This window comes from Kitasatospora sp. NPDC101155, from assembly GCF_044768305.1.
Classification (GTDB): Bacteria; Actinomycetota; Actinomycetes; order Streptomycetales; family Streptomycetaceae; genus Kitasatospora.
This window is the reverse complement of sequence record NZ_JBIWPN010000013.1, coordinates 196,387-219,939: the sequence shown is the minus strand read 5'-3', so window position 1 is coordinate 219,939 and position 23,553 is coordinate 196,387. Positions and strand designations below refer to the sequence as shown.

Below are 23,553 nucleotides of genomic sequence, written 5' to 3'. Positions count from 1 at the left end.
CGCGACAGGCGGCGGAGCGGTGACGGGCCGCGGAGCGGTGACGGGACTGGTTGCGAACGAGGGGACCGAGGAATGGGCATGATCACGCGCGAGGAGTGCGCGGCGCTGGACGTCGTCGACCCGCTGGCGGCGTTCCGCAAGGAGTTCTCCCTGCCGGACGGGGTGATCTACCTGGACGGCAACTCGCTGGGCGCGCTGCCGGTGCGCACCCCGGAACGGGTGCGGCAGGTGGTCGAGGAGGAGTGGGGCCGGGAGCTGATCCGCAGCTGGAACGACGCCGGCTGGTTCGAGCAGCCGTACCGGCTGGGGCGGCGGATCGCGCCGCTGATCGGCGTCGATCCGGCGGAGGTGGTCGTCTGCGACACCACCTCGGTGAACCTGTTCAAGGTGCTCTCGGCGGCGCTCACGCTGCGCCCCGGGCGGCGCACGGTGCTCGGTGACGCCGAGGCCTTCCCGACCGACCTGTACATCGCCGAGGGCGTGACCGGCCTGGTCGAGGGAGGGCGCAGCCTGCTGATCCGCCCGGAGGAGCTGGACGGGCACCTGGACGGGGACGTTGCCGCGGTGGTCCTCTCGCACGTGGACTACCGCACCGGCGAGCTGCTGGACATGCCCGGGATCACCGCCCGGGTGCAGGCCGCGGGCGCCCTGATGATCTGGGACGTGTGCCACTCGGTGGGCGCGCTGCCGGTCGAACTCGCGGCCGCGAACGCGGACTTCGCGGTCGGCTGCACCTACAAGTACCTGAACGGCGGCCCCGGCTCGCCGGCCTTCCTGTACGTCGCCGAGCGGCACCTGGCGGCCGGTCCGGTGCAGCCGCTGAGCGGCTGGTTCGGGCACGCCCGCCCGTTCGCCTTCGAGCCCGGGTACGACCCCAAGCCGGGCATCGGCCGGTTCCTGACCAGCTCGCCCTCACTGCTCGGCCAGGCCGCACTGGGCGCCTCGCTGGACGTCTGGGAGCGGGCCGACCTGGCGGCCGTGCGGGCGAAGAGCCTGGCGCTGACCGACCTGTTCGTCTCACTGGTCGAGGGCCTGGACGGGGTCGAGGTGGCGACCCCGCGCGAGCACGCCCGGCGCGGCAGCCAGGTCGCGCTGCGGCACGCCGACGGGTACCCGGTGGTGCAGGCGCTGATCGCGCGCGGGGTGATCGGGGACTTCCGGGCGCCGGACCTGATGCGCTTCGGCTTCACGCCGCTCTACCTCTCGTACACCGAGGTCTGGGACGCGGCCCGGCAGCTGGCCGAGGTGCTGGCGAGCGGCGAGTGGCGGGAGGAGCGCTTCTCCCGCCGGGGCGAGGTGACGTAACCGGAGGGGTTCGGTCCGCCTTCGTTGCCCGCCGCCGACCGGGCCGCGGCGGCCACCCGGCTGCGACAGGATGTCGGCGGGCTGGCCGTCACCCTGGCCGGCCGGGTGGTCGGCGAACCGGTGCACACGATCGCCGCCGAGCGGCGCACGGTGGACCGGTTCTTCGAGGCCCACTGAGCTACGGCGCGTCCGGACCGGCCGTCAACTCCGCGACGAGCTCGCGGTAGACGTCGAAGGCCGGCTTGCGGGTGTAGTCGTCGCGCAGCAGGCCGAAGTGGTGGAACAGTCCCGGGCCCGCGCTGTCGGCGTCGCGCAGGGCGAAGAACGTGTAACCGGTGACGGTGAGTTCGGCGGCCAGCCCGGCGACCGTCCGGACCACCTCCTCGACCACCTCGGCCTGCCGCTCCTCGCTCCGCCCGGGGCCGGTGGGCCAGCCGTTCTCGCAGATCCGCAGCGGGACGGTCGGCCCGATCCCGGCCCGGGGCAGCGCGTCGTCACGGAATCCGGTGAGCACCGCCCGTACGGCGCCGGCGAGTTGGTCGGCCGGGACCGGCCAGAAGGCGTCCGGGAAGAAGTCCACGCCGACGTAGTCCAGGGCGCGGTGGAAGCGCTCGTCGGCGAGCTCGCCGAGCTCGTCCCAGAAGGTGTCGGCGGCGGCGCCGAAGGACGGCACCGCGTTGAAGCCGACCGCCAGCCGGTCGTAGCCGCAGGTCAGCGCCTCCTCCTTGGCCGCGATGACGCCCTCGACCAGCGCCCGGCGGACGTTCGGGATGCTGCCGTCCACGGGCGGGAGGTCGAGGTTGGGCTCCTCGCAGATCTGTACGCAGGCCAGGCGGCCGCCCTCGGCCCGGACCGTGCGCCGGACGAAGTCCAGCCAGCCCGCCAACTCCCCACTGCGCTCCCGGAACTGGAGCACGAGGTCGAGCTTGCGGCCCTCGACGGCGTACTGCTCGGGGCGCTCAGGGGTGTGCGCGCCGTCCGGGAACAGCCGATAGGCGCGGACGATCAACTCGGGTGCGTCACCCTGGAGTTCGCGCAGGGCTGCGGCGATCCGCGCGGGGTCGTCGGGGCGGACGGGTTCGATCAGGCCGGTGTCGTCGCCGAGCAGCCCGCCGGGATAGATGCCGAAGGTGAAGGTCATGCCGACACCGTAGCGGATATTTTTGGTGTCACTGCAAATTTGCTGCGACACCATGGTTCGCCCGTAGGATTCCGCCATGGGACTTCGCGAACACAAGAAGCAGCAGACCCGGGAGCTCCTGGCCGACACCGCCATGGGCCTGTTCGCCGAGCGCGGCTTCGAGCGGGTCACGGTGGTCGAGGTGGCCCGCGCTGCCGGGGTCTCGCCCAACACGGTGTTCAACTACTTCCCGACCAAGGAGGACCTGTTCTTCGACCGGCAGGACGAGGTGGTCGCCCACCTGGCCGAGGTCGTCCGGGGACGGCCCGCCGGCAGCTCCGCCGTGGACGCCGTACGGGCCGACCTGCTGACAGCCGTCGCCGACGGTGAGCCGACCATCGGCCTCAACCCGCGGATGGCGGCGTTCTGGCGGATCATCGACGACAGCCCGGCGCTGCGGGCCCGACTGCTGGAGCTCGGCGAGCGCGCCGAGGCGGCGCTGGCGGCCGTCCTCGCCGAGGAGTCGGAGGCCGGGGCGGAGGACCCGCTCCCCCGGGTGGTGGCCGGTGCCGTGGCCGGCGCCCACCGTGCGGTGCTCGCGGAGATCCGGCGGGCGATGGTCGCCGGCGAGCCGACCGACGCAGTGCGCGGCCGGGTCGAGGCGGCGGTGGAACGGGCCTTCGGCCTGCTCGGCTCGGGGCTCGCGGACTACCCGCCGAGACGCTGACCCCGAGGGGGAGTTGAGGCCTTCGCCGTCGGCGTCGTCCGTCCGGGAGTCCCAAGGCCCGCCCCGCCCGGCCCGAGCAACCGCCGGGCCGCCGCCCCGGCTAGGTTGGACGGCATGACCACCGAGGCCCAGGACCAGAGCGCGCCGCTCGTCGCCGTCGCGTCCGCCGACGCCGTACTGCGCCACCCCGAGGCGGGCGAACACCTGCTCACCGACATCGAGCGGGCGCGCGCCGAGCGCTTCCGGCACGAGTCCGGGCGGACCGACTACACCGCCGGGCACGTCCTCGTCCGGCTCTGCGCCGCCCGGCTGCTCGGCGTCCCGGCCGTCGAGGTGGTGCTCGCCCAGGAGTGCCCGGACTGCGGCCTCGCCGACCACGGCAAGCCGTACCTGCCGGACCACCCCGGGGTGCACGTGAGCCTGTCCCACACCAGCGGCGTGGTGGCGGCCGGAGCCGGCTACCAGCCGGTCGGCGTGGATGTCGAGCTGGCCGCCCGGAGCGGCTCGCTGCGCGCGGTCGCCCGCCGGGTACTCGCCCCGGCCGAGCTGGCCCTGGTCGAGGCGGCACCGGAGCCGAACCGGGCCTTCCTGCGGCAGTGGGTGCGCAAGGAGTCGCTGATCAAGATCGGGCGGGCCACCCTGGACACCCTCGGACGGATCGACCTCTCCGCCCTGCCACTGGACGTCCCGCCCGGCGCCCCGCTGCACAGCCGGCACGAGGACCTGTACCTGCTCGACTGGACCGACCCCGAGCACGGCGCCGCCGTCGCGGCGGTCAGCACCGCCTCGCCGCGCATCGTGGAACTGGCCGCGGCCGGGTAGGACCAGGGGCACCCGAGCGCGGGGCCGGTGAATAAGCGGTGTTAGCGTGCCTGGTCGTGGGCACGCCGACGGCGTGCGCCCGCCGACCCAGCTACCCACCGGATCAAAGGGTGCCCCGCCATGGCCAAGTTCCTGCTGAGCCTGCACGTCCTCGCGTCGGTCCTGTTCATAGGCCCGGTCGCGGTGGCCGTCAGCATGTTCCCCCGCCGGGCGAAGGCCGCCCTGGCCGGCGGGCCGGACCAGGCCTCGGACGCGGGCGTGCTGGGCGTCCTGCACCGGATCACCCAGGTCTACGCCCTGCTCGGCGTCGCGGTGCCGGTGCTGGGCATCGGCCTGGCGCAGGTGATGGACGTGCTCGGGCAGTCCTGGCTGATCGCCTCGATGGTGCTCACCGCGATCGCCGGGCTCTCGCTGCTGCTCTTCGTGCTGCCCGGCCAGCAGGCCGCCGTGGACGCGCTCGGCCTCGACCCGAAGGACGAGCAGCACACCAAGGCCGTCGGCGGCCTGCGGATGCTGCCCATGACGGCCGGGGTGTTCAACCTGCTGTGGGCCGTGGTCGTGGTGCTGATGATCGTCCGACCGGGGTCGACCACCGGAGCCTGAGCGGCCCCGCGGAGCCCGATCCGCCCGGCCCCCTCCCACCGACCGGGTCGGTTCGAGTACCGTCCTTGGCCATGACGATCATGGCGGGCATGGGCAGCCCGACGGGGACGGGCGTCGGCCCGCTGCTGCGCGGCTGGCGCGAGCGACGACAGCTCAGCCAACTGCAACTGGCACTGCGGGCGGACTCCTCGGCCCGGCACCTCAGCTTCGTCGAGAACGGCCGCTCCCACCCGAGCCGCGAACTGGTGCTGCGGCTGGCCGCGCAGCTGGACGTCCCGGTGCGCGAGCGCAACACCCTGCTGCTGGCGGCCGGTTACACCCCGCACTACCCCGAGACGCCGCTCGACGACCCGTCGATGGCCGCGCTGCGCGGCGGCATCGAGCGGCTGCTCGCCGCCCACGACCCGTACCCGGCGCTGGTGCTGGACGGGACCTTCCGGGTGCTGGCCGCCAACCGCTCGCTCGCCCTGCTGCTGGACGGCGTCGCCCCGCAGCTGCTCCGACCGCCGTTCAACGCGATCCGGGTCACCCTGCACCCGGACGGGCTGGCACCGCGCATCGTCAACCACCGGCAGTGGCGGGGGCACCTGCTGGAACGGATGGAACAGCAGCTGGAAGTGGTCCGCGCCGAGCCGCTGCGGCAGCTGTACGAGGAGGTCAGCGGCTACCCCGAGCCGCTCGACGACCCGGCCGGGCAGGTGCCGGAGAACGGCTTCCCGTTCGCGCTCCCGCTGCGGATCCGGCACGACGGGCAGGTGCTCTCCTTCCTGTCCACCATCGCGACCTTCAACACCCCGCTGGACGTCACCGTCTCCGAGCTGACCATGGAGACCTTCCTGCCGGCCGACGCGGAGACGGTCCGCTTCCTGCAGTCCGCGGTGGGTCCGGAGCGCTAGCGGCTGTACCTCGCGGGTAATGGCCGTTGAGCTCATGCCCTGCCCGGCCGGCGCAGCAGCACGCCCGCCCGCTTCACCGCGCGGGCGGTGATCGTGGTCTCCGCGCGGGTGACCCCGAGCGGGCCGAGGGTGTCGGTGAGGAAGCGGTAGAGGCCGCCGTGGTCCGGGCAGAACAGCGTGGCCAGCAGGTTGGCCGGGCCGCTGGTGGCGAAGACGCCGTGCACCTGCGGGTGGCGGGCCAGCTCGGTGCCGACCTCGGCGAGCCGGCCGGGCGGCACGTCCAGCCAGAGGTTGGCGTCCACGGCCATGCCGAGCAGCCGCGGGTCCACGGTGGCGTGGGTGCGCAGCAGCCCGGCCTCGGCCAGCCGGTGCAGCCGGCGCCGGACGGTCGACTCGGGCGCGCCGACCAGCCCGGCCAGCACGGCGTGGGACTGCCGGGCGTCCTCGCCCAGCCGGTCCAGCAGCGCGCGGTCGAGCCCGTCCAAGGGCGGGGGCGCGGCGGGGCGCGGGGGGACGGGCCGGGCGAGTGCGGCGGCCTCCCGCTCGGTCAGGTAACCGGCCTGCCACTGCCCGGCGTCGGCGAAGGCGTGCAGCACGGCGTGGGTGGTGGTCTCGGTGACGGCGCCGGTCGCGGGCAGTTGCCCGTACAGCAGGCGGTCGCGGGAGCCCGCGTCGCTCAGCATGACGGCGCCGACCTCGTGGCCGCCGAGCATCACGTCGACGAAGGGCACGTCGGGGCGGGCGGCCAGCGCCTCGGCGATCGCGTCCACCCGGCCGCGCAGCACCCGGACCCGCAGCAGCAGCGCGCCCACGGCGGCGTCCTCGACGTCGGGCATCCGGACCACCCGCAGCACCCCGGCCTGCCGCATCCGGCTCAGGCGCCGGGTGACCGTCCGGGCGGAGACGCCCAGCACCTCGGCGATCCGGCCGGGCTCGGCCCGTCCGTCCAGCTGGAGCGCGCAGACCAGGCGGCGGTCGAGGGTGTCCAGCCCGGTGTCCGGATCGGTCGTGGTGAGGTCCATGGTGTCCGATCTCCGTCGTTCCGAGCCGCTTGAGCGTCCTGTTCGGCAGTCCTGACGGTACTCCTTGTCCTGGGCGGCCGGAGCGAACCGGCCCGGGAACGGAGGAGTCGCCGCGATGGACGAGCTGTGGACGCTTGCGGAGGGTGCGGAGGCCGCGGTGCGGGAGGTCGGCGGGAGGCTGGCGGCCGGTCGGCCGGTCGAGCCGACGCCGGCGCGGACCGCGGCGGAGGCTGCGGCGCGCTTCGCGGAGCTGGACGGCCCGGCCACCGCCGAACTGCGCGAGCGGCTGAGCGCGCTGTACCCGCGGGCCGGCTGGGTGCCGGAGGAGTTGGACGGCTCGGTGCCCGGCGAGGGCGAGTGGTGGGTGTGCGACGCGACCGACGGTGCGGTGCAGTACCTGCTGGGGCAGCCCCACTGGGCGGTGACGGCGACGCTGGTGCGGGACGGCGCGGCGGTGCTGACCGTGGTGCACTCCCCGGAGCTGTTCGGCGCGGGCCGGACCTACCGGGCGGTGCTGGGCGGCGGGGCGCAGCTGGACGGGCGGCCGATCGCGCCGCTGGAGCGCGAGTTGGCGGTCACCGTCGCCGCCACCAGCCAGCCGCCCCGGGTGGCCGACGACCCGGTGGCGCTGCGCCGGGCGGGCGAGTCGCTGTCCGCGATGGCGGGCGCGGTGCTCGCGGTGCGCAACCTCGGCCCGACCGCGCTGCAGGTGGCCCAGGTCGGCTCCGGGCACCTGGCGCTGTTCTGGGAGTACGGCGCGGACGCGGGCAACCTGCTGCCCGGCGCGCTGATCGCGAGCGAGGCGGGCGCGGCGGTGACGGACGCCGCCGGGGCGGCCTGGACGGCCGGCTCCGACAGCTTCCTCGCCGCCGCGCCCGGGCTGCACGCGGACGCGCTGGGCGTGCTGCGGGCGGTCAGCTGAGCCCGAACAGGGCGGCCGCGTTGTCGTGGCAGACCGCCCGCAGCCACTCCTCCCCCAGGCCCAGCCCGGCCAGCGCCTCCAGCTGGTGGACGTACCGGTACGGGATGTTGGGGAAGTCGCTGCCGAGCAGGACGCGCTCCTGGAGCCCGCGCAGCCGCGGCAGTTCGTCGCGCGGGAACGGGGCGTCGACCTCGGCGAAGTCGGTGAACGCCATGGTGGTGTCCAGCCGGACGGCCGGGTGGCGCACGGCCAGGTCGAGGAAGTCGCGGTACTCGGACATGCCGAGGTGGGCGACCACCAGGACCAGTCCGGGGTGCCGCTCCAGCACCTCGCCGATCGGGCCGGGCCCGGTGAACTTGCCCGGCACCGGCCCGGATCCGCAGTGGGTGACCACCGGGGTGCCGGTCTCGGCGAGCAGCCCCCAGACCTCGTCCAGCCGCGCGTCCGTCGGGTCGTAGCCGCCGACCTGGAGGTGCGCCTTGAACACCCGGGCGCCGTCCTCGACGGCCCGTGCCACGTACCCGGCCGCCCCCGGTTCGGGGAAGAAGGTCGCGGTGTGCAGGCACTCCGGGGTGCGGGTGGCGAAGTCGGCGGCCCAGGCGTTCAGCCAGGCGGCCATGCCGGGCTTGTGCGGGTAGAGCATCGAGGTGAACGCCCGGACGCCGAACTCCCGCAGCCGCCGGACGCGTTGTTCCTCGGCCTCGCGGTAGGTGATCGGCCAGGGCCGGTTCACCAGCGGGCCGGCCGCGTCGAAGTACGCCCACACCTTGTCGAGGACGTTCTTCGGCATGAAGTGGGTGTGCACGTCGATCAGTCCGGGCAGCCCCAGGGACTGCCAGAACTCCCGTACCTCTTCGGCTTCTCGGGCGCTCACGCGGGCACCGGGCGGGCGCGGTCGATGATCGCGGCGGTGTCCACGCCGGGCGGCAGGGTGCCGAAGGCGGCCCCGTGGTCGCCGCCCAGGCGGGTGGCGCAGAAGGCGTCGGCCACCGCCGGGTCGCCGTACCGGACCAGCAGCGAGCCCTGGAAGGCCAGCGCCATCGACTCGACCAGCCGCCGGATGCGGTACTCCAGGTCGGTCAGGTCGCTGAGCTGCTTGCGCAGTTCGGCGACCGCCGCGTCCAGCCGGCGGTCCGCGCCGGCGGCAGCGTCGAGTTCGCCGAGGAAGGCGTCGACCGTCTCCGGGCGCTTGGCCATGGCGCGCAGCGCGTCCAGGGCGGCGACGTTGCCGGAGCCCTCCCAGATCGACACCAGCGGCGCCTCGCGGTAGAGCCGGGGCATCCCGGACTCCTCCACGTAGCCGTTGCCGCCCAGACACTCCAGCGCCTCGGCGGAGTGCGCCGGACCGCGCTTGCACACCCAGTACTTGACCACCGCCAGGCCCAACCGCCGCACCAGCGCCTCGGTTTCGTCCCCGGCCAGGGCGAGGTCGGTGGACTGGGCGAGCCGCATCGCGACCACGGTGGCGGCCTCGGACTCCACCACCAGGTCGGCCAGCACGTTGCGCATCAGCGGCTGGTCGACCAGCGCCTTGCCGAACGCCCGGCGGTGCAGGGCGTGGTGGACCGCCCGGGTGGTGCCGTAGCGCATGCCGGAGGCGGCGCCGATCGTGCAGTCCAGGCGGGTCATGTTGACCATCTCGATGATGGTCTGCACGCCCCGGCCCTCCTCGCCGACCAGCCGGCCGACCGCGCCGTCGTACTCCAACTCGGCGGAGGCGTTGGACTTGTTGCCGAGCTTGTCCTTGAGCCGCATCAGGTGCAGCCGGTTGCGGCTGCCGTCCGGGAGGACCCGCGGCAGCATGAAGCAGCTGAGCCCGCCGGGTGCCTGGGCGAGGGTCAGGAAGAGGTCGGACATCGGCGCCGAGGTGAACCACTTGTGGCCGGTGAGCCGGTAGGTGCCGTCGGCGTGCGGGGCGGCGGTGGTGGTGTTGGTGCGGACGTCCGAGCCGCCCTGCTTCTCGGTCATCGACATGCCGGCGATCAGCCCGCGCTTGGTGCGCGGCTCGCGCAGCCCGTAGTCGTACTCGGTGGCGGCCAGCAGCGGCTCCAACTCGGCGGCCAGGGAGGGGTTGTGGCGCAGGGCCGGAACGGCGGCGTAGGTCATCGAGATCGGGCAGGTGTGGCCGGCCTCGACCTGGCCCCAGACGTAGAACTTGGCGGCGCGCGCGGAGTGGGCGCCGGGCCGCTCGTCCCGCCAGGGCGCGGCGTGCAGACCGTACGAGACGGCGGTGCGCATCAGCTCGTGCCAGTACGGGTGGAACTCGACCTCGTCGATCCGGTGGCCGAAGCGGTCGTGGGTGCGCAGCACGGGCGGGTTCTCGTTGGCCAGTCGACCCCAGTCGGCGGCCTGCTCGGAGCCGGCCAGGCGGCCGAGTTCGCGCAGCTCGGGCTCGGCCCAGCCGGCGCCGGCCCGGTCCAGGGCGGCGAGCAGGGTCGGGTCGGCGGCGGTGTCGTGTCCGTACGGCAGGGGCACCTGGTTGGTGACCTCATGCGTCGCTGTCATCGCGTCCTCCCAGGGCACGCAGGGTGAAGGAGACCAGGGCGGGGACCACCGTGGTGTTGTCGCTGTGTTCGGGCCCGACGCTTTCGACCGGCGCGGCGGCGAGCGGGCCGGCCAGTGCCTCGCCGACCGCGCCGACCAGGGCTGCGGCGGTCAGCACCGGGTCCTGCTCGGGGAGTTCGCCGTTCGCCACGGCGGCGGCGATCTCGGTGGCGATCACGTCCCGGAACGCCCGCCGGAAGACCAGGCGCTCGCCGTCCACCACCGCGTCGGCCGGCTCGACCAGCAGCGCGTACGCCAGCCGGGGCGCGCGCAGCGCACGGGCGGCGAAGGTCTCGACCACGGCGGCGATCCGCCGCTGCGGGGTGTCCCGGCGGGCCACGGCGGCGTTGACCGCCTCGATCTCCCGGGTGACCACCCGGCGGAACAGCTGCACCGACAGCTCGGCCTTGTTGGCGAAGTGCTGGTAGAGGCTGCCGGTGGCGACCCCGGCGCGCTCCGCCACGGCGGCCATGGTGCAGCCGCCGTAGCCGCGCTCGGCGAGCAGGCCGACCGCGGCCTGCAGTACCGCCTCGCGCTGGGCGTCCAGGCGGGCTTGCACGGCGGGGGTGCGTCGGTAGGCCATGGAAGCATTGAAGCACTGATTCACTGCTTCGGGGAGGGGGTCGGCGGGGGTGGCGGGGCCGCGCGGCCGGCGAGTGGTGGCCGGCATACGGCGGGAGGCCGCCCCGGGGTGGGGCGGCCTCCTGGTCTTACCGGTCCTGTCAGCCTTGTCGGCCTCGTCGGCCTTCCAAGGGGTGTCAGAGCGGGCGGCGCTCCTGCTCCAGTCGCTGGCCCTCGATGTCGAGCGGGCCGAAGGACGGGACCAGCTGCGGCGACCTGGCGAGCGAGCGGGCGGTGTCCTGGTCACCCAGGCCGGCCCACTCCAGCACCTTGGCGGTGGCCTCCGCCGACTGCTCGGCCGGCAGCTTGCCGATGTTGGAACCGTGGTTGCCGCCGGGCACGGTGTACACGTAGCTGTCGTCGCTGCCCCGACCGAGGTGGAACGGCTTGGCGCCCCACGGGTCGTTGCCGCCGTAGACGAACATGATCCGCTCGCCCTCGCGCTTGACCCAGCGGTCGACGTCGGGCATCGCGTACGGGTTGAAGACGGTCGGGATCTCCTTCGGCACGTAGGAGCGGGCCGAGTAGAGCTCCTTGTAGTCGTAGTGCAGCCGGTCCTGCAGGTACGAGACGTCGAAGAACGGCGCGCCCAGCTCGGTGGCGGCCTGGTAGTAGTACGCGGTGTACTTCGCCAGCGACTGGTCGCTGTTGCCGGTGATGCCCGACTGCGCGTCGAACCACGCGTACAGCTCGTCGTCGGTCGCGGTGGCGGCCACCGGGACCTTGGCGCAGTCCGACTCCAGGCTGTACTGCCAGAACGCCCAGACCACGTCCAGCACGCCGGCCTCGTAGGCGCGGTCCGGAGTGCCGAGGGTGTTGAAGGTGGAGCCGGCCGCCTTGTTGTCCGCGACATAGCGGGACTCCAGGCGGTCGCGACGCACCAGCAGCTCGCGCTGGGCGGCGTTCAGCTTGGCGCGGCACTCGGGGGTGCCGACGGTGCGGAAGAACTCGGTGTAGGCCGAGTAGTCGTTGACGTCGGTGTTGTTCGGCGCGACGTAGGCGATCGTGCCCGCCACGTCGTCCGGGTAGAACCGTCGGTAGTAGGTGGAGGACATGCCGCCCTTGCTGGCGCCGGTGGAGAGCCACTCCTGCTGGTAGATCCGCTTCAGCGCGGTCACCAGCTTGTGCGAGTCGGCGGCCTGCTGGCGGATGCCGGCCTTGGACCAGTCGGCCGGCTCGGGGCGGGAGGGGGTGAAGTAGCGGTACTCGATGGAGACCTGGTTGCCGTCCACCAGCCGGGTCGGCTCGGTGCGGGACGGGCTGGTGCCCAGCGTGTAGCCGTTGGTGTAGAAGACGGTCGGGCGGTCGTAGCCGCGGTGCAGCACGCTGAAGCGCTGCTGGAAGGTGCCCAGCCAGGGGCGGAAGTGGTCGATCGGCTGGGTGTAGGTGGCCAGGAAGTAGCGGTGGCCGGTGGTGGTCGACTTCTCCTCGGTGATGGTCACCCCGGGGATCGCCGCCAGGCGGTCCTTGATGTCGGCGGTCGGGTCGTCGGCCGGGCTGCGGCCGTGGGCGGCGCCCGCCGCCTCGGCGCCCTGACCGGCGGCGGCGAAGGCCGGGGTGGCCAGGCCGCCGATCGCGAACACCGGTATCAGCAGCACGGAAACCAGCAGTCTTCTCAGCTTGGTGGTCATCAACTCTCCATCTGGTCAACGGACATGACGGATACCTCGTCGGAACAACTCTGCGGTGCGGGTGGTGCGGCGGCCGCCTCGTGGACGGCCGAATGGACCACCCGCCTGGTCGCGAGTGGCCCATCGGAGGAAGGTGCTGGTCAGTGGCGTTGCCTCGGTTCCGTCGGCTGCTCGGGGCGGGTCGCCCGCTGATGGGGTGCGCGCGGGCGGCGGGTCAGGACTCACGGGCGGGGCTTGAGGGCGGGCAACGCCTTCGGGCGGGTCAGGCCTGCGGGCGGTCCTGGCTTACGGGCGGGGCAGGGTGCAGCCCGGCAGGGTGAGGTCGAGCCGGTTGCCGGGGGCGAAGCAGGCGGGGATGCCGTAGGTCTCCTGGGCGTAGCCGATGCCCTGGTGCACCGTCACCGCGCCGTTCTCGTCGACCTCGCACGGGTTGTCGAGGGTGCAGGACTCACCGTTCTCGTTGATCGTGTTGTTCACGGCGACCAGCAGACCGGTCGAGGCGTCGACCACCGGCGAGCCGGAGGTGCCGCCGATCACGTCGCAGCCGGAGGTGTAGCGGACCGAGTCCTTGAAGGTCCAGTCGGCCTCGTTCAGCTGGTAGGCGAAGCCATCGATCGAGCAGGAGTAGATCTTCTTCCAGTAGCCGGAGACAACTCGAATGTCGGCGCCCTGGGTGGGGTGGGTGTCGGCGACGGTCAGCGGGGAGATCCCGTACTTGGACTTGATCGAGGCGTAGCTGGTGTTCAGCTGGTAGATCGACACATCGGTGTCGGTCATGGCGCCGTAGACCACCTTGGTCGCGCGCAGGGTGGCGAGGCGGCCACCAGTGGCGCTGAGGAGGGTGAAGGTCCGGCTGGAGGGCTGGTCGAGCACCACTTCGCCGGGGCCGGGCATGCCGGACTCCAGGCAGTGGCCGTTGGAGAGTACGAGGGCCGGGTCGGTCGCGGCCGAGCCGGGCATCCGCACCAGCGAGCCGGAGCAGTTGCTGAGCGCGACCGTCCCGGCGAAGGTGACGGCGGCCTGCGGGGCGGCCTTGGTCGCGTGGGCCGCGTCGGAGATCGCGCCGGCGGCCGCCGGGGTGGCGGCCTGGGCCGGGAGGGCGCCGACGAGGGCGGTCGCGCCGGCGACCAGGAGCGTGGCGAGCATGCCTATGAGCGGCTTCTTCATGAGAGACCTCTCGGTGTGGGGGTCCCCCAAAGCTGTCGCGGACATGACTTACTGTCAAGAGTCAAAACCAGCCCAAGAGAACACCACAGGTCACGAGGGCGCGCCCCCGCCCTCAGTCGAAACCCGCTAGGGGCTCAGCACACTCAACTTCCCTGCCAGTGGCGCCGACCGAGGCTGATCAGGCGCAGCTGCAGCCGGGCCGTGGCGGCGATCCGCCGCTCGCGGGCAGGGTCCGCCTCCTGGGCCTCCAGGAAGGCGGAGGCCGTCGACACCATGTGGTCCACGTACAACTCGGCGAGCATCCGCAGGTCCTGCTCGCCCCAGCCCCGCGAGACCGGCTGGAGCGCCAGGGCGGAGCCCACCTCGGCGGCGAAGCGGCCGAGTTCGGCGTCGATCGCCTCACGCACCTGCCGGACCCCGCCGTGCCGCTCGCGCGCCAGGAAGCGTACGTGCGACCGGTGTTCGCGGACGTGCTGCCGGATCACGTCCACCGCCCGGTCGATCAGTTCCTCGGCACCGCCGGCCTCGGCGAGCGCCGAACGGATCATGACGTGCAGGCTGGCCAGCGACTCCTCGACCAGCGCGACGCCGAGCGCGGCGAGATCCGGGAAGTGTCGATAGAAGGCGGCGGGCGACAGTCCGGCCTCGCGGGTGACCTCGCGGACGCCCAGGCTCGCCAGGTTCTGATCGGCCAGCAGGTGCAGCCCGGCATCCAGCAAGGCCCGCCGACTCTGCTGCTTCTGGGCCTGTCTGACCCCTACGGTGTGACTCACGCCATTCAGTAAACAGTCGTTTGCCGAACTTGGCCAGCCGGGCGTACAGTGGTGCCCGAAGTCAGTGAACACTTGTCAACCGAAACACAGCCGAAACCGGCGCAGCCGCACCCGCAGCTGAAGGAGTCAGCCGTGATCCTGTTCTCCGCCCTGGTCGCCATGGGCGTCCTGATCGGCACCGCCGCCCACCTGCCCCTCCCGGTCTTCCTCACCGCCGCCGCCGCGATCACCGCCTGGCTGCTCGGCTTCGGCGCCCGCGAGGGCATCGCCCGCCTGCGGCACCGCTGACCGGGCCGCTCCGGCCACTCCAGCCGACCCGTCCACTCCGCCGAGAGGACCCGCCACCGCCATGAGCACCGTCACCGAAAGCGCCATCACCAAGCGCGCCGCAGACCGAGCCGCCACCGACCGTCAGGGCACCGCGGAGGCCGACAACCTGGCCATCGCCTCCTTCCTCCTCGGACTTCCCGGCCTGCTGCTCTTCAACATCGTCCTGGGCCCGATCGCCATCACCCTCGCCACTCTGGCCCTGGTCCGTGGCACCAGCCGTCGCGGCCGCGCCTTCCTCGGCCTGGCCCTCGGCATCGCCTCCCTGGTCATTCTCGCCGTCACCACCGCCACCTCCCACGGTGTGCTCATCGACATCAGCTCCTGAGTCCAGCCCTGGAGTCCAGCCCTGGAGTCCAGCCCTGGGGCCCACCCCGGAGGAGTGCCGCTTGAGGTCCGTCCCTGAGCGGACCTCAACTCCTCGTCCCACCCCTCGAACAGCTGATCCCGTCAACCCCGCCCACGACCCCGGACCGCCACGTAGGGTGGCCCCATTGACCGGGTGAGCACAGGGGGCAGGAGTGACTACCGAGATCCACAGCGGCGCAGAGCCGACGCCCACCAGGGCGGGCGGGCGGCTGCTCGCGGTGAGCGATCTTCACATCTCCTACCAGGAGAACCGCGACCTGGTGGAGAAGCTCCGGCCCGCCCACCCCGACGACTGGCTGCTCGTCGCCGGGGACGTCGGCGAGCTGACCACCAGCATCGAGTGGGCGCTCGGCCTGCTCGCCGAACGCTTCGCCCGCGTGGTGTGGGCGCCCGGCAACCACGAGCTGTGGACCCACCCCGAGGACCCGGTCCAGCTCCGCGGCGTGGCCCGCTACGAGCACCTGGTGGAACTGTGCCGCGGCCTCGGCGTCATCACCCCCGAGGACCCGTACCCGCTCTGGCAGGGCGCCGGCGGCCCCGTCCGCATCGCCCCGCTCTTCCTCCTGTACGACTACTCCTTCCGTGCGCCCGGCACGACCACCAAGGAGGAGTCCCTGGCGGCCGCCTACGAGAGCGGCATCGTCTGCGCCGACGAGCGGATGCTCCACCCGGACCCGTTCCCGGACCTGGACTCCTGGTGCCGCGAGCGCGTCCGGCTGACCGAGCAGCGGCTCGCGGCCTGCGACCCGGAGGTCCCGCTCGTCCTCGTCAACCACTACCCGACCGTCCGCCACCCCACCGAGGTGCTCTGGTACCCCGAGTTCGCCCAGTGGTGCGGCACCGAGCTGACCGCCGACTGGCACCGCCGCTTCAACACCGCCGCGATGATCTACGGCCATCTGCACATCCCGCGCAAGACCAACTACGACGGCGTCCCCTTCGAGGAGGTCTCGCTCGGCTACCCGCGCGAGTGGCGCAAGCGCGGGCTGCCGGACCCGCTCCTGCGCGAGGTGTTCCCGCGGGCCGCGGCGGGCTGATCCTCGGGGACCTCCTCGCCGCACGGCCCCGCGCCCCCGCCCCGCGCGTCCTCCACCAGTGGCGTTCGGGCGTACTCCCGCTGGAGTGCGCCCGAACCCGGTGCGCTACTCCGCCGAGGCAGCCCGCGCCTTCGCCTCCGCCTCCTCGAAGGTCGCCGACGCCTCCGGCCGCGCCAGCGACACCGTCAGCTCCCCGTCGCTCACGTCCGCGATCAGCGTGTCCCCCTCCCGCGCGGTGCCCTCCAGCAGCAGGTTGGAGATCCGGTTGTCCAGCTCCGACTGGATCGTCCGACGCAGCGGCCGCGCCCCGAACTCCGGCTGGTAGCCCCGGTTGACCAGGAACTCCTTCGCCGCCTCGGTGACCTCCAGCTGCACGCCCTGCGCCCGGAGCCGGCGCCGGGTCCGCTCCAGCAGCAGATCGACCACGGACACCAGGTCCTTCCGGGTGAGCGCGTGGAAGACGATCACCTCGTCGATCCGGTTCAGGAACTCCGGACGGAACTGCTGGCGCAGGTCCCGCATCAGGTCGTCCCTCAGTGCCTGATCAGGAGCTCCGCTCCGGGCATCGAGGCTCCCCGCACGATCCAGGATCCGCTGCGAACCGATGTTGCTGGTCATGATCACCACGGTGTTGCGGAAGTCGACCGTACGCCCCTGGGAGTCGGTGAGCCGTCCGTCGTCCAACACCTGGAGCAGCAGGTTGAAGACGTCCGGGTGCGCCTTCTCCACCTCGTCGAAGAGCAGCACGCTGTACGGCTTGCGGCGCACCGCCTCGGTCAGCTGCCCTGCCTCCTCGTAGCCGACGTACCCGGGCGGGGAGCCGACCAGCCGGGAGACGGTGTGCTTCTCCTGGAACTCGCTCATGTCGAAGCGGATCATCCGGTCCGGATCGCCGAACAGCAGCGCCGCCAGCGCCTTGGCCAGCTCGGTCTTGCCGACGCCGGTCGGCCCGAGGAACAGGAAGGAACCGGTCGGCCGCTCCGGATCGCCCATCCCGGCCCGGCCGCGGCGCACCGCCTGGGCGACGGCGGTGACCGCGTCGTCCTGGCCGATCACCTTCTCGTGCAGGTGCCCCTCCAGCTTGAGCAGCCGCTCCTTCTCGGTCTCGTTCAGGTCGGCGACCGGGATGCCGGTCCGGGAGGACAGCACCTGGGCGATGTCGTCGGCCGTCACGTCGACGACCTCCTCGCGGGACTCGGCGATCGCCGCCAGCTCGTCCTCGGTCTGCCGCAGCTCGGTCTTCAGGTTGGCGGCCCGCACGAACTCCTCGTCCGCGACGGCCTCGTCCAACTCCCGCTTCAGCTTGGTGATCCGGTCCTGCACCGAGGTGGCCTCGGTGGAGCCGCTGAGGCTGCGCAGCCGCACCCGCGCGCCGGCCTGGTCGAGCAGGTCGATCGCCTTGTCGGGCAGGAAGCGGTCGCTGACGTACCGGTCGGAGAGCGTCGCCGCCGCGTCCAGCGCCTCGTCGCTGAACCGCACCTGGTGGTGCGCCTCGTACGCGTCGCGCAGTCCCTGAAGGATCTCGATCGTCTCCTCGACGCTCGGCTCCGGCACCAGCACCGGCTGGAAGCGGCGCTCCAGCGCCGCGTCCTTCTCCACGTGCTTGCGGTACTCGTCCAGCGTGGTCGCCCCGACCACGCTCAACTCTCCGCGCGCCAGGGCCGGTTTGAGGATGTTGCCGGCGTCCATCGAACCCTCGCCGCCACCGCCCGCGCCGACCACGGTGTGCAGCTCGTCCAGGAACAGGATCACGCTCTTCTCGGCCGCCGTGACCTCGTCGATCACCTTCTTCAGCCGCTCCTCGAACTCGCCCCGGTACTTGGAGCCGGCCACCAGCGCGGTCAGGTCGAGGGTGACCACCCGCTTGTCCTTGAGGCTCTGCGGCACGTCCCCGGAGACGATCCGCTGGGCCAGGCCCTCGACGATCGCGGTCTTGCCGACGCCCGGCTCGCCGATCAGCACCGGATTGTTCTTGGTCCGCCGGGAGAGGATCTCGACGGTCTGCTCGATCTCCTCGGCCCGCCCGACCACCGGGTCCAGCCGGCCCGAGCGCGCGGCCTCGGTGAGGTCCTGCCCGTACTCGTCCAGCGTCGGCGTCTCGCTCGGGTGCGCGCCCGCGCTGCTGCGCTCGCCGCCGGTACCACGCCCCTCCAGCACCGACTTCAGCGCCTCCTGCGAGGACGCCGCGTTGCGCAGCGCCGTACCCGCGCCCGAACGCTCCTGCTCCAGCAGCGCGCCGAGGATGTGCTCCGGGCCGATGTACGAGGCGCCGACCGCCTGCGAACGGGCGTGCGCGGCCAGCAGCGCGCGCTTGGCCGAGGGGGTGAGCGCGGGCTGCCCGGCCGGCGGCTCCGAGGTCCCGGACGGCAGCGCGTGCTCCAGGTCCGCGGACAGCTCGTCCGGGTCGATGCCCGCGCGCTCCAGCATCCGCCGGGAGGGCTCCACCCGGGTGGCCGCCCAAGCCAGGTGCGCGGTGTCCAGGTCGCTGCTCCCGTCCTCGACCGCGCGCTGGGCGGCGTACGCCAGCAGCTCCTGCGAGGACTCGCTGAGCAACCGCCCGATCGGCACCCTCTGCACGGCGGGCGGGGAGGCCAGCGGGCTCATCCCGAAGAACCGGCTGAGCAGGTCGGAGAACGGGTCGTTCGATCCGAACGGGGGAATGGACACGGCGGTTCACCTGATTCTGTCGAGGAAGCCCGGGGCTTCAGCCCCGGGAGGAATCGGCTCCTTGGATCGGAGCAGCGAAGCGGCGGAGTTCTCTTCCATGTGCTCTGACCTCCCGGTTTGATTTTTCGATTTTGTGCGAACTACGTTCTTTCGCGTGAAGATCGTTGTCCGGGTGAAGCTAGAGCCGTCGCCGTATCAGGCGGACGCGCTCGCTGCGACACTGCGCGCGTGCAACCGGGCCGCGAACCACATCTCCCACGTCGCCTTCGAGAAGAAGGAGATCCGGCGCAACGGCTTGCAGCCGCTGGTGTACCGGCACGTCAAAGACGAATACGATCTCGGCGCGCAGGCCGCCGTCAGGTCGGTGAAAAAGGTCTGCGACGCCTACGCCACGCTTCGGGCGAACCTCAAGGCCGGGAATCTCGGCCCGAAGGGGTCGAAGCGACGGAACAAGGCCGAGTCCAAGCCGATCAGCTTCCGCGAGGATGCGGCGCAGCCGTTCGATGACCGGATGCTGACGTGGAACACCGACACGAGGACCGTGTCCATCTGGACAACGGCCGGGCGCTTGAAGGGCATCGGGTTCCGCTGCTCTGTGGACGCGCTCAAGATGATTGCCGACCACCGGCGGGGCGAATCGGATCTGGTGGTTCGTGACGGCTCCTGGTACCTGTTCGCGACCTACGACATCCCCGAACCTCCGGTCTCCGAACCGGCCGACTGGCTCGGCGTGGACCTCGGGATCGTCAACATCGCCACCACCTCCGACGGCACGGTCATGTCCGGGCGCCGTCTGGAGCGCTACCGCAAGCGGATGCGCACTGTGACCGCGAAGCTCCAGGCCAAGAAGACCAAGAACGCGAAACGCCGGTTGAAGGCCTTGCGTCGCCGTGAGGCCCGGTTCGCCGCCGACACCAACCATCGCATCTCCAAGACCATCGTCACCACCGCTGAACGCACCTCGCGCGGGATCGCCCTGGAAGACCTCACGGGCATCCGCGAGAGGGTCAAGGCCAAGCACGACCAGCGGTACCGCCTCCACTCCTGGGCATTCGCCCAGCTCGGAGCCTTCGTGGAGTACAAGGCCCAGCGCGCCGGAGTCCCCGTCGTGCACGTCAACCCGGCCCACACCTCCCGTCAGTGCTCCACCTGCTGGCACACCCACAGACAGAACCGAGTGGACCAGGCCACATTCGCGTGCCGCGCCTGCGGCGTCACCATGCACGCGGATGATGGGGGTACCTCCCGGCCGAAGGCTGGGGGAGGCTCCCGCAACATCCGCCACCGTGCGGCTGATGCATGGCAGCGGGGCGCAGTCAACCGCCCCAGCAGCGTCTAGCGCTGCTGAGACGAGGTGACCACCGGTAGGGCGACTCATCGGGCACATGGTTAACCTCAAGCCCAGCCCATCAGGGCCGGGTCGTTGACCTCTCCCAAGCGGTTTGCAGCCACACAAACACAGGGCGCGTCCGCCCGCCTCCCGAGCGAATCGGCCCGAACGAACCCGAGCGGCTCAGCCGGTAATGCCGTCCAGCAGCACGCCCCCGCTGTACGTCACCGCCATCGCCAGCAACCCGCCCGCGACGTTGCGCGCAACCGCCCGCCCCGAACCGGCCCCGCCCAGCCGGGCACTCGTCCAGCCCGAGGCGGTCAACGCGACCACCACCGCCGCCGCCGTCACCCCCAGCCGCCACGACTCCGGCGGCAGCATCACCGCCAGCAGCGGCACCAGGGCGCCCATCGTGAAAGCGGCCGCGCTGGCCAGTGCCGCCTGCCAGGGGTTGGTCAACGCCTCGGGTTCGATGCCGAGTTCGGTCTGCGCGTGGGCCGCCAGCGCGTCCCGCTCGGTCAGCGCCGCCGCCACCTCCCGGGCCAGGCCGGCGGTCAGCCCGCTGTCCCGGTAGTAGTCGGTCAGCTCGTCGAGCTCCCCCTCCGGATCCTCCGCCAGCTCGCGCTGCTCCTTGGCCAACGCGGCCCGCTCGGTGTCCCGTTGGGTGCTGACCGACACGTACTCGCCGACCGCCATCGACATCGCCCCCGCCAGCAGCCCGGCCACCCCCGCCACGAGCAGCGCGGTACGGGAGCCCGCCGCGCCCGCCACCCCGGTCACGATGCCCGCCGTGGAGACCACGCCGTCGTTGGCGCCCAGCACGGCCGCCCGTAGCCAGTTCAGCCGCGCCGACAGCTCCGCCCGGCTCTCCCCCAGCTGCTCCGCCATCCGCCCACCGCTCCCAGGGGTCCGTCCACCGCGCTCAGGGGTCCGTACGGTCCCCCCGATCCTCGCCCGGCCCCTCCGGCCCCGCCACCCGCGACCGCACGTCGGTCAGCAGCTTGTCCAGCAGGCCGGCCAGGGTCTCGCGCTCGACCGGCGACAGGCCGTCGACGAGCCGCGCCTCCCGGCCCAGCACCACGTCCACGGACTGCCCGACCAGCTCGCTGTTGCGAGACCGCTACATGTCCCAGCGATCCTCATTGGCGCGACTGTTCGGCCCGAGGCCACGGACATCGCCCGGTTCCTCGTTCCCCCACACGTCGGCTGCCCCGTCCATGAAGCCGCCCGCGTACATCATCGCCTCGACCACCAGTCGCATGGCGGTCCCGTCGAGCTCGTAGAGGAGGTCCCGGAGTCTTGCGGCCGTCTTCCCGGCCAGACTCGTCGCCAGGACGAGCACGGCACGGGCCGACTCGCTCAGCTCGGGCCTCTCCTCACGGAAGCCGGGCGCGCCGATCTCATGGTCGTCCGCGGCTGCCGCCGCCAGGTCGACTTCCAGGTGGTCGAAGTCCTTGCCCGGGACGAGCTCGACATAGCCGTGCCGCAGGAGCCACGCCCAGAGCTCCTCGACCTGGAACACCAACCGATAGGCCGCCTCCACCTGCGTGACCGTGCAGGCACCCCGCATCAGCGGCTCATAGAGATCCTCACGATCCGCCGAAAGGCTGACCCTGACGTTCTTCACCTCATCGTTCCTTCCGGTTAGTAAGCGGAATCCATCTCGGGGCCCGGCCCCTCCTCAGGGGGGCTGGCGCCTGGCGTCACCGCCAACGTCATCTCCCCCGTCTGCATCGAGGACACCAACTTCTTCCAGGGCGCCCTGACCCCTCATCATCGGACAGGCCCTGGACCTCAACGGCGGCGCCCACATCAACCGCTAGTTCAACACCGACGCCAGCGCCCGCCGCAGGTCCTCCGCCCCCCGGTACAGCACCCCGGTCATCCCCAACGCCACCGCCGCGTCCACGTTCTCCTGCCGGTCGTCCACGAACAGGCACCGCTCCGGCGCGGCCCCGGCCCGCTCCGCGGCGATCTCGTAGATCCGCCGCTCGGGCTTGGCGCTGCCCACCCGCGAGCTGTTGACCACCTCGTCCGCCAGATCCGTCAGCCCCATCCGCGCCAGGTCCTCGTCCAGCCACACCGTCGCATTGGTCACCAGCACCACCCGGCAGTGCTCCCGCACCCGTCGCAGCAGCTCCACCACCACCTCGTCGGCCCAGAACGGCGAGTTCGCGAACGCCTCCGCCAACCCGCGCGCCGCCCGCTCGGACACCCGCCCCGTCAACCCGCGGACGATCGACTCCACCCACTCCGCCTTGCTGATCCGCCCCAGCAACAGCGGCCGGTCGTTCTCCGGCGCGAACCCGACCGCCGCCGTACTCCCCTCCCCCACCCCCGCCGCCCGCTCCAATGCGGCCACCCCGGTCCCGTCGAAGAACCGGATCACACCGTCCACATCGCACAACACCGCATCAAACGCCCTGGTAGTCACCTCACCTCCCTACCACCGAGATCGCCACCCCCGACAAGCGGGGGCCTCGCCGTCGGGCACCTCGACGTGGTCGCGGGCGGCCATCGCGGCCTCCCCGTTGTCAGATGTCAGATCCCTCGACGCCGTTGCACGCTTCACGCGTACACGGAACGCGGTGACGTGTGACGGCGGTGATCAGCGATCCGTCGAATCCGCTGGGAGCAAGGCGCGTTCAGACCGCCTGGTCGGACGATGTCAGGTGTTGTCAGTTTCCGTCAGACGGTACCGAACACCCCTGGTGGTCGGGTCTGCTGTGTCCCGTCGTCGAGATCGGACGGCACCTCAACACCTCGACCGATTACGGGAGTCGACATGGTCAAGGGCATTCTCAAGAGGATCGGCCGCCGCGGAGCGACCGCGGCGGCCGTCGTGGCGGTGGCGGCCGGTGCGGTGGGCGTCTCGGCGGGCAGCGCGTCCGCCGATGGCTGGTACGCACTCCGCTACCACGCGAGCGGTCACGGCGTGGGCGTCTACTCGCAGCCGTACTCCTGGACGGCCAAGGTCGCCGGCGACGTGTACTCGTACTCGTGGTCGTCCGATGAGATCTACATCGAGTGCTGGACCAGGGGCGAGGACATCAACAGCCAGGGCAACGTCTGGTACCAGATAGGCGGAACGAACGGCAACTTCTTCGGAACGGCCTACGTCTACGGCGCGTACGCCGATGGCAACTGGTACTTCCACAACGGCCTGCGGGCGTGCTGACGGCCTGCTGACCGCATCCGCCCCGCCCGCTCGCCGGGCGGGGCGGCGCCGCGTCGGGGCCCGTCGCCAAGTCCCGGTGTCGCCCCACATCCCAGGAGCCCACCGGAATATCCGGTGGGCTCCTGGTCAAAAGCTACGATCGCCCCCTGTATGCCTCCCAGGCCATCCAGTGCAACAACTGATCCCGCACCCTGGCCTTGGCGGCCGGCAGTGATTTCAGATCCGCCTCCGACACGTCAAGCCTGGAGAAGCCGCATTGCGGCCTAATCCCATTTTCCAGATCAATGGAGTGCGGAAATTCGACAACGAGGCACATCGAACTGGGCTCAGGAGACGACTCCGGGAGGTAGGGGATGACAACGAACGTCTGCCCTGCCTCCAGATCCAAGCCATCCCCCTTCCTGCTGAACCCCCGCGCCGTTGCCACTGCCACCAGCTCGGCGACCCGCTCCCGCGTCGCGAGCAGGACGGGAGCAGGAACAGGCCAACCGA

At 72.0% G+C, this 23,553-nt stretch carries 25 protein-coding genes; 12 read left to right on the top strand and 13 right to left on the bottom strand.

The window, feature by feature from the left end:
* The first annotated feature begins 78 nt into the window (after nucleotides 1–78).
* Nucleotides 79–1,305 carry a kynureninase gene (kynU, locus tag ACIRYZ_RS21660; RefSeq protein WP_402946397.1) on the top strand — a complete coding sequence of 409 codons (1,227 nt, stop codon included), beginning with the start codon at nucleotides 79–81 and terminating at the stop codon, nucleotides 1,303–1,305.
* Between the two features lie 24 nt (nucleotides 1,306–1,329).
* Nucleotides 1,330–1,482 carry a hypothetical protein gene (locus tag ACIRYZ_RS21655; RefSeq protein WP_402946395.1) on the top strand — a complete coding sequence of 51 codons (153 nt, stop codon included), beginning with the start codon at nucleotides 1,330–1,332 and terminating at the stop codon, nucleotides 1,480–1,482.
* Nucleotide 1,483: 1 nt separating this feature from the next.
* Here the strand turns inward: ACIRYZ_RS21655 and ACIRYZ_RS21650 are convergent, their stop codons facing one another.
* On the bottom strand, nucleotides 1,484–2,446 hold the full coding sequence (locus ACIRYZ_RS21650; RefSeq protein WP_402946393.1) for a hypothetical protein: 963 nt from the start codon (nucleotides 2,444–2,446) through the stop codon (nucleotides 1,484–1,486).
* A 76-nt stretch (nucleotides 2,447–2,522) separates the two neighbouring features.
* On the opposite strand from ACIRYZ_RS21650, the gene ACIRYZ_RS21645 reads away from it, so the two are divergent.
* The 4 genes from ACIRYZ_RS21645 (at nucleotide 2,523) to ACIRYZ_RS21630 (ending at nucleotide 5,473) form a co-directional block, all read left to right on the top strand.
* Complete coding sequence (locus ACIRYZ_RS21645; RefSeq protein WP_402946391.1) at nucleotides 2,523–3,152, top strand: TetR/AcrR family transcriptional regulator; 630 nt, start codon at nucleotides 2,523–2,525, stop codon at nucleotides 3,150–3,152.
* Between the two features lie 114 nt (nucleotides 3,153–3,266).
* Nucleotides 3,267–3,974 carry a 4'-phosphopantetheinyl transferase family protein gene (locus tag ACIRYZ_RS21640; protein WP_402946390.1) on the top strand — a complete coding sequence of 236 codons (708 nt, stop codon included), beginning with the start codon at nucleotides 3,267–3,269 and terminating at the stop codon, nucleotides 3,972–3,974.
* Nucleotides 3,975–4,094: 120 nt separating this feature from the next.
* A complete protein-coding gene (locus ACIRYZ_RS21635) occupies nucleotides 4,095–4,577 on the top strand; it encodes a DUF2269 family protein (RefSeq protein WP_402946388.1) in 483 nt (160 codons plus the stop codon).
* Nucleotides 4,578–4,648: 71 nt separating this feature from the next.
* Nucleotides 4,649–5,473, top strand: coding sequence for a helix-turn-helix domain-containing protein (locus ACIRYZ_RS21630; protein WP_402946386.1), 825 nt, complete (start codon nucleotides 4,649–4,651; stop codon nucleotides 5,471–5,473).
* Nucleotides 5,474–5,505: 32 nt separating this feature from the next.
* On the opposite strand, the gene ACIRYZ_RS21625 is transcribed toward ACIRYZ_RS21630, so the two are convergent.
* Nucleotides 5,506–6,495: an Lrp/AsnC family transcriptional regulator gene (locus ACIRYZ_RS21625; RefSeq protein WP_402946384.1), complete on the bottom strand. Its 990-nt coding sequence runs from the start codon at nucleotides 6,493–6,495 to the stop codon at nucleotides 5,506–5,508.
* A gap of 115 nt (nucleotides 6,496–6,610) precedes the next feature.
* On the opposite strand from ACIRYZ_RS21625, the gene ACIRYZ_RS21620 reads away from it, so the two are divergent.
* A complete protein-coding gene (locus tag ACIRYZ_RS21620) occupies nucleotides 6,611–7,417 on the top strand; it encodes an inositol monophosphatase family protein (RefSeq protein WP_402946382.1) in 807 nt (268 codons plus the stop codon).
* On the opposite strand, the gene ACIRYZ_RS21615 is transcribed toward ACIRYZ_RS21620, so the two are convergent.
* The 6 genes from ACIRYZ_RS21615 to ACIRYZ_RS21590 all read right to left on the bottom strand — a co-directional run bounded on the left by ACIRYZ_RS21615 (nucleotide 7,410) and on the right by ACIRYZ_RS21590 (nucleotide 14,153).
* Complete coding sequence (locus ACIRYZ_RS21615) at nucleotides 7,410–8,291, bottom strand: amidohydrolase family protein (RefSeq protein WP_402946380.1); 882 nt, start codon at nucleotides 8,289–8,291, stop codon at nucleotides 7,410–7,412. The two genes, ACIRYZ_RS21620 and ACIRYZ_RS21615, sit on opposite strands and share 8 nt — an antisense overlap.
* Nucleotides 8,288–9,922 (bottom strand): acyl-CoA dehydrogenase family protein, encoded by a 1,635-nt coding sequence (locus ACIRYZ_RS21610; RefSeq protein WP_402946378.1) that lies wholly within the window; start codon nucleotides 9,920–9,922, stop codon nucleotides 8,288–8,290. Before ACIRYZ_RS21610 ends, ACIRYZ_RS21615 begins: the two co-directional genes overlap by 4 nt.
* Nucleotides 9,906–10,544: a TetR/AcrR family transcriptional regulator gene (locus ACIRYZ_RS21605; RefSeq protein ID WP_393032634.1), complete on the bottom strand. Its 639-nt coding sequence runs from the start codon at nucleotides 10,542–10,544 to the stop codon at nucleotides 9,906–9,908. The genes ACIRYZ_RS21610 and ACIRYZ_RS21605 overlap by 17 nt, the downstream gene beginning before the upstream one ends.
* A gap of 175 nt (nucleotides 10,545–10,719) precedes the next feature.
* Nucleotides 10,720–12,213, bottom strand: coding sequence for a S28 family serine protease (locus tag ACIRYZ_RS21600; protein ID WP_402946376.1), 1,494 nt, complete (start codon nucleotides 12,211–12,213; stop codon nucleotides 10,720–10,722).
* Nucleotides 12,214–12,498: 285 nt separating this feature from the next.
* Nucleotides 12,499–13,380 carry a serine protease gene (locus ACIRYZ_RS21595; RefSeq protein ID WP_402946374.1) on the bottom strand — a complete coding sequence of 294 codons (882 nt, stop codon included), beginning with the start codon at nucleotides 13,378–13,380 and terminating at the stop codon, nucleotides 12,499–12,501.
* 143 nt (nucleotides 13,381–13,523) lie between these two features.
* Nucleotides 13,524–14,153, bottom strand: coding sequence for a TetR family transcriptional regulator (locus ACIRYZ_RS21590; RefSeq protein ID WP_402946373.1), 630 nt, complete (start codon nucleotides 14,151–14,153; stop codon nucleotides 13,524–13,526).
* Nucleotides 14,154–14,285: 132 nt separating this feature from the next.
* On the opposite strand from ACIRYZ_RS21590, the gene ACIRYZ_RS21585 reads away from it, so the two are divergent.
* From ACIRYZ_RS21585 to ACIRYZ_RS21575, 3 genes are all read left to right on the top strand, one after another.
* Entirely contained in the window at nucleotides 14,286–14,441 is a 156-nt protein-coding gene (locus ACIRYZ_RS21585; protein ID WP_380610684.1) for a hypothetical protein, read from the top strand.
* Between the two features lie 61 nt (nucleotides 14,442–14,502).
* A complete protein-coding gene (locus ACIRYZ_RS21580; RefSeq protein WP_402946371.1) occupies nucleotides 14,503–14,808 on the top strand; it encodes a DUF4190 domain-containing protein in 306 nt (101 codons plus the stop codon).
* 193 nt (nucleotides 14,809–15,001) lie between these two features.
* The gene (locus tag ACIRYZ_RS21575) at nucleotides 15,002–15,886 is read left to right on the top strand and encodes a metallophosphoesterase family protein (protein ID WP_402946369.1); all 885 of its coding nucleotides are present in this window, start codon (nucleotides 15,002–15,004) and stop codon (nucleotides 15,884–15,886) included.
* A 105-nt stretch (nucleotides 15,887–15,991) separates the two neighbouring features.
* Here ACIRYZ_RS21575 and ACIRYZ_RS21570 read toward each other — a convergent pair whose 3' ends face one another.
* The gene (locus ACIRYZ_RS21570; RefSeq protein ID WP_402946367.1) at nucleotides 15,992–18,553 is read right to left on the bottom strand and encodes an ATP-dependent Clp protease ATP-binding subunit; all 2,562 of its coding nucleotides are present in this window, start codon (nucleotides 18,551–18,553) and stop codon (nucleotides 15,992–15,994) included.
* Between the two features lie 154 nt (nucleotides 18,554–18,707).
* On the opposite strand from ACIRYZ_RS21570, the gene ACIRYZ_RS21565 reads away from it, so the two are divergent.
* Nucleotides 18,708–19,892: an RNA-guided endonuclease InsQ/TnpB family protein gene (locus ACIRYZ_RS21565; RefSeq protein WP_402946365.1), complete on the top strand. Its 1,185-nt coding sequence runs from the start codon at nucleotides 18,708–18,710 to the stop codon at nucleotides 19,890–19,892.
* A gap of 174 nt (nucleotides 19,893–20,066) precedes the next feature.
* Here ACIRYZ_RS21565 and ACIRYZ_RS21560 read toward each other — a convergent pair whose 3' ends face one another.
* The 4 genes from ACIRYZ_RS21560 to ACIRYZ_RS21545 all read right to left on the bottom strand — a co-directional run bounded on the left by ACIRYZ_RS21560 (nucleotide 20,067) and on the right by ACIRYZ_RS21545 (nucleotide 22,317).
* Nucleotides 20,067–20,771, bottom strand: coding sequence for a VIT family protein (locus ACIRYZ_RS21560; RefSeq protein WP_402946363.1), 705 nt, complete (start codon nucleotides 20,769–20,771; stop codon nucleotides 20,067–20,069).
* Between the two features lie 34 nt (nucleotides 20,772–20,805).
* Complete coding sequence (locus tag ACIRYZ_RS21555; RefSeq protein WP_402946361.1) at nucleotides 20,806–20,970, bottom strand: hypothetical protein; 165 nt, start codon at nucleotides 20,968–20,970, stop codon at nucleotides 20,806–20,808.
* Nucleotides 20,971–21,003: 33 nt separating this feature from the next.
* Nucleotides 21,004–21,510: a hypothetical protein gene (locus tag ACIRYZ_RS21550; RefSeq protein WP_402946359.1), complete on the bottom strand. Its 507-nt coding sequence runs from the start codon at nucleotides 21,508–21,510 to the stop codon at nucleotides 21,004–21,006.
* Between the two features lie 192 nt (nucleotides 21,511–21,702).
* Nucleotides 21,703–22,317 carry an HAD family hydrolase gene (locus tag ACIRYZ_RS21545; RefSeq protein WP_402946357.1) on the bottom strand — a complete coding sequence of 205 codons (615 nt, stop codon included), beginning with the start codon at nucleotides 22,315–22,317 and terminating at the stop codon, nucleotides 21,703–21,705.
* A 351-nt stretch (nucleotides 22,318–22,668) separates the two neighbouring features.
* Between ACIRYZ_RS21545 and ACIRYZ_RS21540 the strand changes: the two genes are divergently transcribed.
* Entirely contained in the window at nucleotides 22,669–23,061 is a 393-nt protein-coding gene (locus ACIRYZ_RS21540) for a hypothetical protein (protein ID WP_402946356.1), read from the top strand.
* Nucleotides 23,062–23,553 lie beyond the last annotated feature (492 nt).